This window comes from Aeromonas sanarellii (assembly GCF_000820085.1).
GTDB classification, from domain to species: Bacteria; Pseudomonadota; Gammaproteobacteria; order Enterobacterales; family Aeromonadaceae; genus Aeromonas; species Aeromonas sanarellii.
In genome coordinates this window covers 1-14,000 of the sequence record NZ_CDBN01000063.1, presented here as the reverse complement: position 1 = coordinate 14,000, position 14,000 = coordinate 1, and the positions used below count along the sequence as shown (strand labels likewise).

The 14,000-nt window shown below is 65.6% G+C and carries 14 protein-coding genes; 8 read left to right on the top strand and 6 right to left on the bottom strand.

What is annotated here, in order from left to right:
- Positions 1–18: 18 nt before the first annotated feature.
- Positions 19–948, bottom strand: a complete 930-nt coding sequence (gene hemC, locus BN1132_RS12365) for a hydroxymethylbilane synthase (protein ID WP_157005424.1) — start codon at positions 946–948, stop codon at positions 19–21.
- Positions 949–1,270: 322 nt separating this feature from the next.
- On the opposite strand from hemC, the gene BN1132_RS12360 reads away from it, so the two are divergent.
- Positions 1,271–3,790 carry a class I adenylate cyclase gene (locus tag BN1132_RS12360; protein WP_042077905.1) on the top strand — a complete coding sequence of 840 codons (2,520 nt, stop codon included), beginning with the start codon at positions 1,271–1,273 and terminating at the stop codon, positions 3,788–3,790.
- 90 nt (positions 3,791–3,880) lie between these two features.
- Here the strand turns inward: BN1132_RS12360 and BN1132_RS12355 are convergent, their stop codons facing one another.
- A complete protein-coding gene (locus tag BN1132_RS12355) occupies positions 3,881–4,534 on the bottom strand; it encodes an alpha/beta hydrolase (protein WP_042077903.1) in 654 nt (217 codons plus the stop codon).
- Positions 4,531–4,845: an iron donor protein CyaY gene (gene cyaY, locus BN1132_RS12350; protein WP_042077902.1), complete on the bottom strand. Its 315-nt coding sequence runs from the start codon at positions 4,843–4,845 to the stop codon at positions 4,531–4,533. Before cyaY ends, BN1132_RS12355 begins: the two co-directional genes overlap by 4 nt.
- 73 nt (positions 4,846–4,918) lie before the next feature.
- Here cyaY and lptM point away from each other — a divergent pair, with 73 nt between their 5' ends.
- From lptM to BN1132_RS12315, 7 genes are all read left to right on the top strand, one after another.
- Positions 4,919–5,125 (top strand): LPS translocon maturation chaperone LptM, encoded by a 207-nt coding sequence (gene lptM, locus BN1132_RS12345; protein WP_042077901.1) that lies wholly within the window; start codon positions 4,919–4,921, stop codon positions 5,123–5,125.
- 20 nt (positions 5,126–5,145) lie between these two features.
- Positions 5,146–6,396 (top strand): diaminopimelate decarboxylase, encoded by a 1,251-nt coding sequence (gene lysA / locus BN1132_RS12340; protein ID WP_042077900.1) that lies wholly within the window; start codon positions 5,146–5,148, stop codon positions 6,394–6,396.
- A 64-nt stretch (positions 6,397–6,460) separates the two neighbouring features.
- The gene (dapF, locus tag BN1132_RS12335) at positions 6,461–7,291 is read left to right on the top strand and encodes a diaminopimelate epimerase (protein ID WP_042077898.1); all 831 of its coding nucleotides are present in this window, start codon (positions 6,461–6,463) and stop codon (positions 7,289–7,291) included.
- 81 nt (positions 7,292–7,372) lie between these two features.
- Positions 7,373–8,053, top strand: a complete 681-nt coding sequence (locus BN1132_RS12330) for a DUF484 family protein (RefSeq protein WP_042077897.1) — start codon at positions 7,373–7,375, stop codon at positions 8,051–8,053.
- Positions 8,046–9,020: a tyrosine recombinase XerC gene (gene xerC / locus BN1132_RS12325; RefSeq protein WP_042077896.1), complete on the top strand. Its 975-nt coding sequence runs from the start codon at positions 8,046–8,048 to the stop codon at positions 9,018–9,020. Before BN1132_RS12330 ends, xerC begins: the two co-directional genes overlap by 8 nt.
- A gap of 92 nt (positions 9,021–9,112) precedes the next feature.
- The gene (locus tag BN1132_RS12320) at positions 9,113–9,823 is read left to right on the top strand and encodes an HAD-IA family hydrolase (protein ID WP_042077895.1); all 711 of its coding nucleotides are present in this window, start codon (positions 9,113–9,115) and stop codon (positions 9,821–9,823) included.
- Between the two features lie 106 nt (positions 9,824–9,929).
- Positions 9,930–10,334, top strand: coding sequence for a hypothetical protein (locus BN1132_RS12315; protein WP_042077893.1), 405 nt, complete (start codon positions 9,930–9,932; stop codon positions 10,332–10,334).
- On the opposite strand, the gene BN1132_RS12310 is transcribed toward BN1132_RS12315, so the two are convergent.
- From BN1132_RS12310 to BN1132_RS12300, 3 genes are all read right to left on the bottom strand, one after another.
- Entirely contained in the window at positions 10,331–11,101 is a 771-nt protein-coding gene (locus BN1132_RS12310; protein WP_042077892.1) for a gamma-glutamyl-gamma-aminobutyrate hydrolase family protein, read from the bottom strand. The genes BN1132_RS12315 and BN1132_RS12310 overlap by 4 nt on opposite strands.
- A gap of 365 nt (positions 11,102–11,466) precedes the next feature.
- Complete coding sequence (gene yidA / locus BN1132_RS12305) at positions 11,467–12,276, bottom strand: sugar-phosphatase (RefSeq protein ID WP_042077890.1); 810 nt, start codon at positions 12,274–12,276, stop codon at positions 11,467–11,469.
- Between the two features lie 112 nt (positions 12,277–12,388).
- Positions 12,389–14,000 (bottom strand): DUF342 domain-containing protein (locus BN1132_RS12300; RefSeq protein WP_042077889.1); only part of this gene is annotated, 1,612 nt, incomplete at its 5' end.

Genomic DNA, 14,000 nt, shown 5'->3' with positions numbered 1-14,000 from the left:
TGGCCAACCGGCCCGCGCTCATGCCCGGTAGACCTCGGCCAGGATGGCATCGGCCCCGTCGGCCAGCAGGCGCCGGGCCAGCCGCTCCCCCAGGGCCTCACCCTCGGCCAGGGGCCCGCGGATCTCGTCGCGGATGACCCGGGTGCCGTCCGGGCTGCCCACCAGGCCGCGCAGCCAGACTTCCTCCCCCTGCACCAGGGCATAGGCTCCGATGGGGACCTGACACCCCCCCTGCAGGGCGCGGTTCATGGCCCGCTCGGTCAGCACCCGGATGCGGGTCTCGGCGTGCTCCAGCGGCGCCAGCAGCGCGTGCAGCTCGTGATCGTCCAGGCGGCACTCGATGCCGACCGCCCCCTGACCGTTGGCGGGCAGGCTCTGCTCGGGCTCGATGAAGGCGGTGATGCGATGGGCCATCTCCAGCCGTTTCAGGCCGGCGGCGGCGAGTATGATGGCGTCGTAGTCACCGGCGTCCAGCTTGGCGAGGCGGGTGTTGACGTTGCCGCGCAGGTCGCGGATCACCAGGTCCGGGCGGGCGGCCCGCAGCTGGCACTGGCGGCGCAGGCTGGAGGTGCCGACCACGGCCCCCTGGGGCAGCTCGTCAATCTGGCTGAAACGGTTGGAGACGAAGGCATCGCGCGGGTCTTCCCGCTCGCAGATGGTGTGCAGGCCAAGCCCCTCGGGAAACTCCACCGGCACGTCTTTCATGGAGTGGACCGCGATGTCGGCCCGCCCCTCCAGCATGGCAGTCTCCAGCTCCTTGACGAACAGCCCCTTGCCACCGACCTTGGCGAGCGGGGTATCCAGGATCTTGTCACCCTGGGTGCTCATGGGCACCAGTTCGACCTGCAGATCGGGATGGAGCGCCTCCAGCCGATCTTTCACAAAGTTGGCCTGCCACAGGGCCAGTGGGCTCTTGCGAGTGGCGATTCTCAGGGTTCGGGCTGCCATATCAATCAGTTGTTTCATCTTTAGAGAGGAAAACGATCTTACCACCCTTTGCAGGGGCTTTCATGGCGCAGCCCGCAAAAGCGGGGCCAAGCTCAAAAACGGTGGCCGAAATTAATTTTCCTTTCGCCTGGAATTGATTTTAATATATTGAAATTAAAGTGTTTTATTGCTTTCCGATGATACCTTTGCGAGACCGCCCAGAAATAATCCGGTGATTGTGTGCGGGCTTGTTTACCACTGCTGTTTGCATTGTTAACATGATCACACTTTTTTGACGTCTCCCCGTTTTGGTGCGTCATTTCTATCCCCGATAGGTAGGGCATTGCTGGTAAAACTCGACACGCTGGTGGCGCGCTACGACGAACTCAATCGTCTCAAGACGCAACGGGCGCTGGATCTCATGAGTCGCTACGGGCAGCAGGTTTTCCACCTGCTGCCCGTCATGCTGCACTTCAACCATCCCCTGCTGCCCGGTTATGTGGCAGGGGACGTGCCTCATGGCATCTGGAGTTTCGTCGCCAATGACGCCCAGCAGGCCTTCATCCAGGATCTCTGCCAGAACGCCAACTGCCAGGGGGGGCTCAGCACCCACGACAAGTCGATCCAGGGCCTCTACTCCATGGGGAGCACCTCCTCCATCGGCCAGTGCTGCCACTCGGATCTCGACATCTGGGTCTGCCACGTGGCAGGCCTGTCCCAGAATCGCCTCGCCCTGCTGGAGCAGAAGTGCCAGCACCTCTCCCTCTGGGCGGAGCAGCGGGGGGTCGATCTCAACTTCTTCCTGATCCCCGAGGACAAGTTCCGCCAGCGCAACGATGCCCAGATGCAGGGGGAGAGCTGCGGCAGCGCCCAGCATCTGCTGCTGCTCGACGAGTTCTATCGCAGCGCCATGCACATCGCCGGCAAGCGGCTGCTCTGGTATCTGGTGCCCGGCGAGTATGACGATCACTACGACGACTATGTGAAGGGCCTGTTTGCCCACGGCAAGCTGAGCCAGGATGACTGGCTCGATCTCGGCGGCTTCAACCGCATTCCGGCCGAGGAGTACTTCGGATCCGCCCTCTGGCAGCTCTACAAGGGCATCGACTCCCCCTACAAGGCGGTGCTCAAGTCGGTGCTGATGGAGGCCTACTCCCACGAGTATCCCAACACCCGGCTGCTGTCGGTGACCAGCCGCGACTGGTTCCAGCACAATGAGGGGATGCACTACCGCCTCGACAACTACTGCCTGATGCTGGACAAGGTGACGAACTACCTCAAGTCCATCGGCGACATGCAGCGCCTCGATCTGGTGCGCCGCTGTTTCTACCTCAAGGTGTGTGACGGCCTGAGCCATCCCAAGGAAGATCACTCCCCGGACTGGCGCCGGGAGCAGATGGCCCAGCTGGTGGCCTACTGGGGCTGGAGCCCGGAGCGGCTTTACCACCTGGATCACCGCCAGGAGTGGAAGGTCGAGGACGTCAAGGTGGCTTACGCCGAGTTGCTGGAGGCCCTGATGCAGAGCTACCGCAACCTCATCCAGTTCGCCCGGCGCAACAACATCAGCGAGTCCATCAACCCGGAAGACATCGGAATTTTGTCGCGCAAGCTCTATGCCGCGTTCGAGAGCCTGCCGGGCAAGGTGCAGCGCATCAACCTCAAGATAGCGCCGGATCTCGGCGAGCCGGACCTCAGCCTGGTACAGGTGCCCCATGGCCGCCTGAACCGTGCCGGCTGGTATCTCTACAAGCATTCCCTCGAGCCCGCCGACATCATAGGCCGGGCGCCGCTCGAATATAACGGCTACATCAGCAAGCTGGTGGCCTGGGCCTATTTCAACGGCCTGCTGACCCCCCAGTCCCGCGTGCACCTGTTCAACCAGGGCTCGGATCTGCACATCGACAACCTGCACCAGTTCTGCCGCGATCTGTCCGGGACCTTCCCGGTCAAGTACCCGCGCGCCACCAATCTGGCCCTGAGCCGGCCGTGCGAGATCCGCCAGCTCTCCATCTTCCTGAACCTGGAGACGGACCCGTCCAGCCACTGGGTGGGGCAGGTGATCGAGTTTGACGCCAACGCCGCGGATGTGTTCTCGTTCGGTCGCAACCAGGAGTGCTTGGTGGGATCGGTGGATCTGGTCTATCGCAACTCCTGGAGCGAGATCCGCACCCTGCACTTCCAGGGGGAGGAGGCGGTGGTGGACGCCCTCACCACCATCCTCGGCAAGATGCACCAGGATGCCGCAGCCCCCGAGATGATCGAGGTGTTCTGCTACAGCCAGCACTTCCGCTCCCTGGTGCGCACCCGCTTCCAGCAGCTGGTGGCCGAGTGCATCGAGTTGCGCCTGGCCCGGGACAAGCAGCAGCTGGTCAAGACGCTGGCGCTCGGCAAGGAGAAGTACGGCATCTTCTTCGAGCGGCGCGGGGTGTCGGTCAAGAAGCTGGAGAACGCCATCGACTTCTACCGCCACATCTCCCACAACAAGCTGGATCACCTGCCGCTGCGCCTCGACAAGACCCACAGCCAGCACCTGCCCGGCATCGTCGACGCCTACGCCAGCGAAGGGCTGGTGCAGTTCTTCTTCGATACCCGGGATGCGGGCACCAACATCTATATCCTGGACGAGGCGAACCGGGTGGAGATCTACCAGCACTTCGCCGGCAACAAGGACGAGCTGGTACAGGGGGTGAACCGCTTCTACACCTCGGGCCACGAGCGGTTCAGCAATGCGGGCCAGTTCAGCAACTTCAACCTGCCCCAGTACTACGAGATCGTGCAGGTGGGCGACAAGCTGGAGGTGATCCCCTACCGCAGCCAGAACCCGCAGCGGGACAATCCGGGGGCGGCCCGGGAAGTGGGGTGATGAATGCGGGGTGAGGAGCCACGCATCGCCATAAGGGATAAAAGCAAACGGCCTGCATGATGCAGGCCGTTGTCGTATTTGGGGGGGCTGTCAGGCGCTTAGGCGGGCCAGCAGCCAGCGACGGATGTCGTCGAGCTGGGGGCGGCAGATCTCGTGGCGCATGGGGTACTCGTGCCATTCGGGGCTGAGTCCCGCCGCTTCCAGCCGGTTCTTGGCGTCCCAACCCATGGAGAGGCTCACCACGTCGTCGTAGATGCCGTGCATGTAGCAGATGGGCAGGTCGCGGGCGGCCTCGCTCATCTCCCCCAGCAGGGTATCGGGGGCCGCCAGATAGGTGGACATGCAGAGCAGGCCCGCCAGGGGAGCCGGATAGCGCAGCGCGGTCTCGGCGGCGATGACGCCCCCCTGGGAGAAGCCGGCCAGCACGATGCGCTCGGGGGCGAAGCCCTCGGCCACCAGCCGATCCAGCAGGGCCGCGATCCGGTCGGCGGATTCGTGCACATGGGAGGCCACGGTGCGATCCGCCGGATCCTCGAAGCTCTTGATGTCGTACCAGCCGCGCATCCGGTAGCCCATGTTGATGGTGATGGGCCGCTCGGGCGCGTCTGGCAGCAGGTGGCGGATGGGCAGGTCGGCGGGCAGGGCCAGCGCCTCCACCAGGGGGGCGAGGCCGGCACCGGAGTCTCCCAGCCCGTGCAGCCAGATCACCGCATGACGGGCGCCCTGGGGGTGCAGGTCGATCATGGGAAGACCACGGGCTCACCGGCCTGGCTGGTACAGGCCCGGGTCAGCAGAGTCTTGAGCTCGTCGCCGAAGCGGTTGTCGATCCAGCTGTCGCCGCGCAGCTCGAAGTGGAAGCCGTTCTCCCGGGTGGCGACCCAGATCTGGTGCAGGGGTTCCTGCTTGTTGATGATGACCTTGGTCTTGTTCTCGAAACTCAGGGTCAGCACGCCGCCGGCCCGTTCGCAGTCGATATCCGGATACCCCTCGTCGATGACGTCTTCCACATACTGGAAAAAGGCGTCGGTCAGGGCGTGATACTCGTGATCCTTCATCGGTTTATCCTGTTGCTTTTAACAATGTGAGTGCGATTATAGAGGGCCAAAAATTTTTTCGCAGCGAACCATTATGATTACCCAGTTCACCAAGTGCCTGTTTGCCGCGTCGCTGTCGCTCGGGTTGGCCGCCTGTGGCCTGACGGGGCCGCTCTACATGCCGCCGGCCGAACAGAGCGCGCCTGCCGAGCAGGCACCGGCACAGCCCAAGACAGAGAGTACACCGCAAGCCGCCTCGCCTGCGACCGCCAAACCGGCCTCAGAGGCCGCGCCGCAATAATCTAGGAAGGAACCGCCCCCTTGGATCACTTTAACTACGACGCAGACGGTCAGCTTCAGGCCGAACAGCTTCCCCTGCAACGGCTTGCCGAGCAGTACGGCACACCGCTCTATGTCTATTCCCGCGCCACTCTGGAACGCCACTGGCACGCCTTCGACCAGGCGGCGGGCGACATCCCCCACCTGATCTGCTACGCGGTCAAGGCCAACTCCAACCTTGCCCTGCTCAACCTGCTGGCGCGCCTCGGTTCGGGGTTCGACATCGTCTCCGGCGGCGAGCTGTCACGGGTGCTGGCGGCGGGCGGTGATCCGGCCAAGGTGGTCTTCTCCGGCGTCGCCAAGAGCGAGGCCGAGATGCGCCTCGCGCTGGAAAAAGAGATCCTCTGCTTCAACCTGGAGTCCGAAGCCGAGCTGGAGCGCCTGAACCGGGTCGCTGGCAGCATGGGCAAGAAGGCTCGGGTGTCGGTGCGGGTCAACCCCGATATCGACGCCGGCACCCACCCCTACATCTCCACCGGTCTCAAGCAGAACAAGTTCGGCATCCCCATCGAGCAGGCACCCGCCATCTACCGCAAGGCGGCGGCCATGGCCCACATCGAGATCAAGGGGGTGGATTGCCATATCGGGTCCCAGCTCACCGAGCTCAATCCCTTTATGGAGGCGGCGGACAAGCTGCTGAGGCTCATCGACGAGCTGGCGGCGGAAGGCATCCACATCCATCACCTGGACGTGGGCGGGGGCCTGGGGGTCAACTACGGCGCCGAACAGCCGCCGCACCCCACCGAGTACGCCGAGGCGCTCAAGCAGAAGCTGGCGGGCCGGGATCTGACCCTGCTGTTCGAGCCGGGTCGCGCCATCGTCGCCAACGCCGGCGTGCTGCTGACCCGGGTGGAATTCCTGAAGCCCGGCGAGACCCGCAACTTCGCCCTGATCGACGCCGGCATGAACGATCTGCTGCGCCCCTCCCTCTACGGTGCCTGGATGAACATCATCGAGGTGGACAGCCGCGCGGCTCACGAGAAGGCGCTGTACGACGTGGTGGGCCCGGTGTGCGAGACCGGCGACTTCCTCGGCAAGGAGCGCACCCTGGCGATCGCCGAGGGCTCCCTGCTGGCGGTGCGTTCCGCCGGCGCCTACGGCTTCACCATGTCCTCCAACTACAACACCCGTCCCCGTGCGGCCGAGGTGCTGGTGGACGGCGACCAGGCCCACCTCATCCGGGAGCGCGAGCAGTTGGCCGATCTCTGGCGCGGCGAACACCTGCTGCCTTGAGCTATATGGATTTTCTGCGTTCCTCCATGTGAGAGCGTGATTAACGGTGAGACAGGAACGCGCGATGTTGATTGAGTTTTCCAAAATGCACGGCCTGGGGAACGACTTCATGGTGGTGGACGGCGTCACCCAGAAGGTGTTCTTCAGCAGCGACATCATCAAGAAGCTGGCGGATCGCCACTTCGGCATCGGCTTCGACCAGCTGCTGCTGGTGGAGCCGCCCTATGATCCCGAGCTCGACTTCCACTACCGCATCTTCAATGCGGACGGCAGCGAGGTGGAGCAGTGCGGCAACGGGGCCCGCTGCTTCGCCCGCTTCGTGCGCCTCAAGGGGCTGGTCAACCGGGATCGCATCGCGGTCAGCACGGCCCGGGGCCGGATCACATTGCAGCTGGAGGGGGAGAACCAGGTCACGGTGAACATGGGGGTACCCCAGTTCGAGCCGGGCAAGATCCCGTTCCGGGCCCAGAAGGCGGAGAAGACCTACCTGCTGCGGGCCCAGGAGCACACTGTGATGTGCGGCGCCGTTTCCATGGGCAATCCCCACTGCGTCATTGAGGTGCCCTCGGTGGCGGAAGCCCCGGTGGAGACCCTGGGGCCCATCATGGAGCGCCACGAACGCTTCCCCGAGCGGGTCAACGTCGGCTTCATGGAGATGGTCAGCGCCAGCGAGATCAAGCTGCGGGTGTTCGAGCGCGGGGTGGGGGAGACGCTCGCCTGCGGCACCGGGGCCTGTGCGGCCGTGGTGGTCGGCATCAGCCAGGGCAAGCTCAAGGAGCGGGTCACCGTCACCCTGCCGGGTGGCAAGCTGACCATCGCCTGGAAGGGACCGGGCCAGCCGGTCTACATGACGGGACCGGCCGAGCACGTGTTCGACGGCCAGATAGAGTTATAGCGAGCGAGCCGGGGCAACCCGGCTCCAACAACGGATCATATCGGGGCCCTTGGCCCCTTTTTCGGATGGATCAACCAAGTTATGAGCGAACTCAAACGGCAGGAATCACTGGTGGATGAAGCCACAGTGCTGGAGTACCTGGCCCGTTACCCCGAGTTTTTCCAGCGCCACGGGGCCATGCTGGACCGGATCCGCATCCCCCATGCGCAGAAGGGCACCGTCTCCCTGGTGGAGCGCCAACTGGACAGGCAGCGCGAGCGCATCGAGCAGCTGGAGCAGGAGATCACCGAGCTGATGGGGGTCGCCAGCGAGAACGAGCGGATCTTCCGGGTCTACGCGGATCTCTACGGGGAGATCTATGGCTGCCAGACCCTGTTCGAGCTGAGCGCCGTGATGGGCAAGGCCTTCGTGCAGCGGCTGCGGCTCACCGGCCTGCGGCTCTGGCTCAGTCCGAAGCATTTCCAGCTGAGCGGCCCCGAGCAGCGTTTCCTGGCAGAGGGCCGGCAGCTCGATCAACTGCTGGGCCAGCGCCTGCCGGGCACTGACTACTACTTCGGCCGTCTCAACCAGGGCGAGAAGCAGGCGCTGTTCGGCAACGACGTCCTGGTCAACTCGGTGGCCCTGATGCGGCTCGGCGAGCTCGGCGTGCTGGCCTTCGCGAGCTCGGATCCCAGCCACTTCACCCCCCACAACGACACCCTGCTGCTGGGCCAGCTGGGTCGCCTGCTGCAACTGCGCCTGCCCGAGCTGGCCCGTGGCTAAGGTGCCGACCCGATCCACCCAGGTGCCGTCAGCCGCCGAGCCCCTGCCGGCGGCACTGGCCGACGAACTGGCGGCCTTTATCGAATACCTGAGGGTCGAGCGTCAGCTCAGCCCACACACCCGCAGCAACTACCAGGCGCACCTGGAGGCCATGACCGCCGAGCTGGTGCGTCTCGGCCTGACCGACTGGGCGCACCTGGAGGGAAGCCAGGTGCGCAGCCTGGTGACCAGGATGCACAAGGGGGGGCTCGCCCCCCGTTCGCTCGCCACCAAGCTCTCCGCCCTGCGCAGCTTCTGTGACTGGCAGGTGCGCCAGGGGCGGATCACCGCCAACCCGGCGCGGGGCATCGCCACCCCCAAGCTGGGGCGGCCGCTGCCCAAGAACCTGGACGTGGACGAGATGTACCAGCTGCTCAACATCACCGACGAGCAGGACCCGCTGGCGGTGCGGGATCGCGCCATCATGGAGCTGATGTACTCCTCCGGCCTGCGCCTCGCCGAACTGGTGGGGCTGAACCTCGCGGACGTGAAGCTGGACGAGCGCCAGCTCAGGGTGATCGGCAAGGGTGCGCGGGAGCGGGTGCTGCCCATGGGGCGGATGGCGGTGGAGTGGCTGCAGAAGTGGCTCAAGGTGCGCCCCCTGCTGGCCGGCGACGAGGCAGAGGCGCTGTTCGTCTCCCAGCGCAAGCGGCGGCTGTCGGCCCGCTCGGTGCAGGAGCGGCTCGACGGCTGGGGCAACAAGCAGGCCCTCAACGCCCACGTCCATCCCCACAAGCTGCGCCACAGCTTCGCCACCCACATGCTGGAGTCCTCCGGCGATCTGCGGGCGGTGCAGGAGCTGCTGGGCCACGCGGATCTCTCCACCACCCAGATCTATACCCACCTCGACTTCCAGCACCTGGCCAAGGTGTATGACAATGCCCACCCGAGAGCCAGGCGGGATCCCGCAACGCCGGAGGATGAGTGATGTGGTGGGTTATCTGCGGGGATGACAATGTCCACGTTGCCAGGGCCTGGCGGGACTCCGCCGTGCCGAATGAGGAGTAGAGAGGAGTAGCCATGCAGTTTTACCGTCGCTGGCAGCCGGTGGCCGCCATCTCGTTCGATCTGGACGATACCCTCTATGACAACGGTCCCGCCATCGCACGGGCCGAGCAGTGGATGTTGAGCCACCTGCGCAGCGAATACCTGGCCACCGCCATGCTGGACAAGCCGCGCTGGCTGGAGCTCAAGCGCCAGCTGCTGCTGGCCCGGCCCGAGTTGCGCCAGGACGTCAGCCTGGCGCGCCGGCAGGGCATTCGCGAGGCCCTGGTGCAGGGGGGCATGGCCCCCGCGCTGGCGGAGCAGGAGGCGGCGCGGGTGTTCGCGGCCTTCCTCGCCGAGCGCTCGAAGATAGAGGTGAGCGAGGGGACCCATCACCTGCTGGCCAGACTTGCCGAGCGTTATCCCCTGGCGGTGATCACCAACGGCAACCTGGATCTGGCGCTGGCGGGTCTGGCTGGCTACTTCACCCTGGTCTGCAAGGCCGGGGCGGGAGCCAGGATGAAGCCGGCACCGGACATGTTCGTGCAGGTGCAAGAGGCCTTCGGCCTCGCCCCAGGCCGGATCCTGCACGTGGGGGATCACCCCGAGACCGACGTGCTGGGGGCCGGGTTGCACGGCTTTCGCGCCGCCTGGCTCAACGACCGCGGCCAGCCCTGGCAGTCGCTGTCGCTGCTGCCGGACGTGGAGCTGGGGGCGCTCTCCGAGCTGGCCGACTTGCTGCTGTGACCGGGGGCGTTGGGATGAACAGGCGGAGACAGGGAAAAAGATGCGCGGGGACGGCGGTTTGTTTGTCCTTGGCGCGAACTGACAAGGGAGTGCAGAGGTGAGTGGAATGAAGGGCGTCATCTGGCTGGCCATCCCCATGGTGCTGGCGGGGTGCGATCTGCTGCGCGACAGCTATCGGGTGGAGTTCAGGGATGGCTCCTGGCGGGAGATATCCATCTCTCCTTTCTCGGATGAGGCGCACTGGCGCGAGGGGTGTGCCACCGGCGAGATCCTGGTGGACATGACCCTGCCCCTGAAGCGGGGCAAGGTGGTGGAGGGGCGGGAACAGCTGCTCATCGGCGGCGAGCTGTTCGAGCTGGAGGAGGCCCGCCTCTATCGCGGCAACGGCGCCGTGCTCGGGCAGGCGCCTGACCATATCCAGCGAGGTCTCAAGGGGCTGGATGTCTGCCGTACCCTGCGTCCTGCCCGCGGTGCCCTGCCCAAGCTCAAGGGCAAGGGATTCGGCGATTAGCCCGCCCGCTGCCGGTATTGGCGGCAGGCGTCACCGAACGCCTTGAACAACTTGACGGAGTGGGGGTTCTCCGTCGCCTTCCACTCCGGGTGCCACTGCACCGCCAGGGTGAACTGGGGCAGCGCCGGCGCGTGGATCGCCTCGATCAGGCCGTCCTCGGCGTGGGCCAGTGGCGCCAGCCCGGCCCCCAGCCGCCGGATCCCCTGGCCGTGCAGGGAGTTGACCGGGATCTGCGGCTCCCCCATCAGTTCCGCAAACCAGGTGCCGGGCACCAGGCTCACCCTGTGGCTGTGGCCATACTGCTCATCCACGGGATCGTCCGCATCCTCCCTGTGATCCGCATAGCCGGGTTCGCAATAGACCTTCTGATGTATGTCCCCGCCGAGGGCCACGTTGATCTCCTGCATGCCGCGGCAGATGCCGAGCAGTGGCAGCCCCCTGTCGATGGCGGCGCGCACCAGGGGAATGTCGAACAGATCCCTGTCCCTGTCTTGGGGTTTCTCCGGGGTGAGGTTGTCCTGGCCGTAGAGGGTGGGATCTATGTTGGAGCCGGCACCGCTCAGATAGACGCCGTCGGCGAGATCCAGATACTGCTCCAGATCCTCGGTGCCGCAGCAGGTGGGCACCAGCAGGGGCACGCAGCCGCTGATCTCCACCAGGGGGGTGATGTATTTGTGGGTCATTACCTGGTAGGCGTGGCCGCTACGGGCCTGGGCTCCCATGGTCATCAGCACGACGGGTTTGGAATGGGAACTGGGGTTGGGCATAGGTCACCTTGACTATCCTTGTCGGTCTCATCCTGCGCCTTGGGAAGGCCCTTGCCGTGGGGTGCTCGCAAAGGCATGCCTCAAGGCATGGTCATGGGATCAGGGTCGTGCCGTGGTGCCAGAATCGTCGGTCAGCCTGGGCAACGACAGCCTGGATCCTGACTCCAGTCTGCCAAGGCCGTTCAATATGTCAAACGAAATGATGCAACTATGTTAACCGATGGCGTGGCTCAGCCAAGTTGAGTCCCATTTTCAGGGGGTTGTAGAGAGGCGGACGGGGATCCAGGGTATTTCATGGTGGATATATTAAACATTCGGCCCGGATGGCCGGATAGCAGAAGGGCCCCGCAGGGCCCCTCGTCGACTCAGGCTGTCAGGATGAACTCTTCTATCACCCTGGCCACGCCGTCCTCGTCGTTGCGGCTGGTGGTGTGCCGGGCCAGCGCCTTGATCTCGTCGGTGGCGTTGCCCATGGCCACGCCGAGCCCGGCATATTCGATCATGTGGCGGTCGTTGCCCGCATCCCCCACCGCGATCACCTGGGCGGCGGTCAGGCCCAGGTGCTCCGCCAGGGCGGCCACGCCGGTGCCCTTGTTGCTGCGCTTGTTCATGAACTCGAGGAAGTAGGGGGAGCTGCGCACCACCGTATAGCGCTCGTAGAGCTCGGCGGGCAGCCGGGCGATGGCGCGGGAGAGCAGGGGCTCGGGGTCTATCATCATCACCTTCATGATCTGCTCGTCGGCTGGCAGGGTAGCGAAGTCCACCAGGTTGATCGGCATCTTGATCAGCCGGGACTCGTGCTCGGTGTAGGGGCTGACCCTGGGGCTGATGAGACCCTGGCTCACGGAGAAGCCGTGAACGTTCACCCCCAGCTCGCTGGCCAGGTGGGCGATGGCGCTGGCGTCGCTGCCGGTCAGCAACTGGCTGCGGATGATGCGCTGCTCCGCCACCTGCTGCACCAGGGCACCGTTGTAGCAGATGACGTAGTCATCCTGGCCGGTGAGACCGAGCTCGGCCAGATAGGCCGTCATGCCTTCCAGCGGACGCCCCGAGGTCAGGACCACGGTCACGCCCCTGGCGCGAGCCGCCGTGATGGCGGCCTGGGTGCGGGGGGAGATCCGGCCCTCTGGGGTCAGCAGGGTGCCATCCATATCCAATGCGATCAGCTTGTACATCTTCTCACTACCTGAGTCTGGCCGGCCCGCCCTGTGGGGCCATGGGGAGGCCGAGTGTAGCGAAAATCGCCGCCGGGATCACGCGGCCGAATGACTGGGTTGGGTCGGCGCCTCAGCGCTGGCCCTGATAGGGGGTCAGTTGCAGCTGATCCTCCCGGATGGCGAAGTGGATGGGGCCGTGCTCGATGTCGACCCTGTTGTGGTGATGGGCCATCTCCACCTCGACGCCGGGGAAGAGGCGCTGGGTGGCGATGATGTCCATGTTGGCCATGAGCGCCTGCAGCGCTTGCTGCGCCTCGACCAACTGCTCGTCCAGGGATCTGCTCTCGTCGAGCTGGCGGGTGCGCAACGCCTTGATCTTCTGCAGGGTCTCGGGATTGCGCTTGTCGCCGGGCAGTTGCAGCAGCCGCAGGATGAGGTCCTGCAGCTTGTCTATCTGCTCCCGGCAGGCCTGCTTGCGCTGGCGCAGGGCCAGCTCCTGCTCCTTCTGGCTGAAGTAGCCGCCGAGGATCTGCAGCCGGGTCCGGTTCGCCGCCGAGGCCCCGAGCACGGGGGCCATGATGAGCCGGTTGGCGATGTTGACGCCGCCGATGAGGTGACCCTTGCGCATGGCGCTGTCCCCCACCTTCAGATCCTGGCCGCTGCGGCAGTAGCAGTGGCTGAGCTGGCTCAGGATCTGGATGTCGCCGTCGGCCTCCAGCCTGGCGTACTGGGCATAGCCGGCGTGGATCTCGCCCCCGGCGTTGAGGTGGCAGAGGTACTCGTCCTCCCCCTGCTTGCGGCCTATGATGCCGTTGCGCACCGTGATGGTGCCGCCTGACTCGATATAGCCCCCCTCGACGAAGCCGCCGATCACCACGTCCCCGCTGGTCTTGACGCGCATGCCGGGCATGACGTCCCCGGTGACCAGCAGGGAGCCCTCGAATTCGACGTGACCATGGCGGATGTCGACTTGCTTGACGCTCAGCACCTCGTCCACCCGCATGCCGGCCCGCTCCTGGCACGGCAGGCCGGGGCGGGTCGCCAGCAGCAGATCCGGATCCTCGGGGGAGAGGCAGGTGCCTTCCCCCGCCGTCATGGCGCTCTCCTTGCCGGACCTGGCCGGCAGCACCTGGCCCGTCACGGTGAAGCCGTCCACGCCCTGGGTGGCGGGGTGGCGGCGCATCAGCGCAGCCCCCGCCTTGACGGTGAGCAGGGTTCCGAGGTCGCGCATGTCCACCTTGCCGTGGTCCAGCTCCTGGGGTGTCAGGATCCGCTCGGCCGCGGTCGCCACCAGCCGCTCCAGGCGGGTATCCAGGCCGTGCTTCGCCGCCTTGCCCAGGGCGATCACGGGGCTGAGCAGGGCGCCGGGGGCCGCCTCGCCGGCGGCCTGGACGGCGGCGGCGAGCAGCCGCTCGCTCACCCCCTGTTTGACCGGGCTGGCCGCCAGGGCTTCCCGCAACTGCACCAGGGTGAGGGGCTGGCCGCCCCAGTCGGCGGTGATCTGCGCCCTGGCGCTCATCTGGTCCTTGTCCACCTGGATCAGCAGCCTGGCGTCCTGGCGCCGGGCCACGGGCACGGGCGGGTGGGCTGGGGTATTCGGCGTTGACGTCAGGGTGTTGAGCAGGGTGACGGCCTCGCGGATCCCCTCGTCGAGGGGTTGATAGCGCCGGCAGTTGGAGAGGCGCAGCAGGGCCAGGACTTCGTCCTCCCGGACGGGCTCGGTGAGGCCAGGGGCGATGCGC

What these genes read in the sequence shown, in the direction of transcription:
- hemC (WP_157005424.1), bottom strand. Translation starts at nt 948, where the DNA reads ATGGCAGCCCGAACCCTGAGAATCGCCACTCGCAAGAGCCCACTGGCC.
- BN1132_RS12355 (WP_042077903.1), bottom strand. Translation starts at nt 4,534, where the DNA reads ATGATCGACCTGCACCCCCAGGGCGCCCGTCATGCGGTGATCTGGCTG.
- cyaY (WP_042077902.1), bottom strand. Translation starts at nt 4,845, where the DNA reads ATGAAGGATCACGAGTATCACGCCCTGACCGACGCCTTTTTCCAGTAT.
- lptM (WP_042077901.1), top strand. Translation starts at nt 4,919, where the DNA reads ATGATTACCCAGTTCACCAAGTGCCTGTTTGCCGCGTCGCTGTCGCTC.
- dapF (WP_042077898.1), top strand. Translation starts at nt 6,461, where the DNA reads ATGTTGATTGAGTTTTCCAAAATGCACGGCCTGGGGAACGACTTCATG.
- BN1132_RS12330 (WP_042077897.1), top strand. Translation starts at nt 7,373, where the DNA reads ATGAGCGAACTCAAACGGCAGGAATCACTGGTGGATGAAGCCACAGTG.
- BN1132_RS12320 (WP_042077895.1), top strand. Translation starts at nt 9,113, where the DNA reads ATGCAGTTTTACCGTCGCTGGCAGCCGGTGGCCGCCATCTCGTTCGAT.
- BN1132_RS12315 (WP_042077893.1), top strand. Translation starts at nt 9,930, where the DNA reads ATGAAGGGCGTCATCTGGCTGGCCATCCCCATGGTGCTGGCGGGGTGC.
- BN1132_RS12310 (WP_042077892.1), bottom strand. Translation starts at nt 11,101, where the DNA reads ATGCCCAACCCCAGTTCCCATTCCAAACCCGTCGTGCTGATGACCATG.
- yidA (WP_042077890.1), bottom strand. Translation starts at nt 12,276, where the DNA reads ATGTACAAGCTGATCGCATTGGATATGGATGGCACCCTGCTGACCCCA.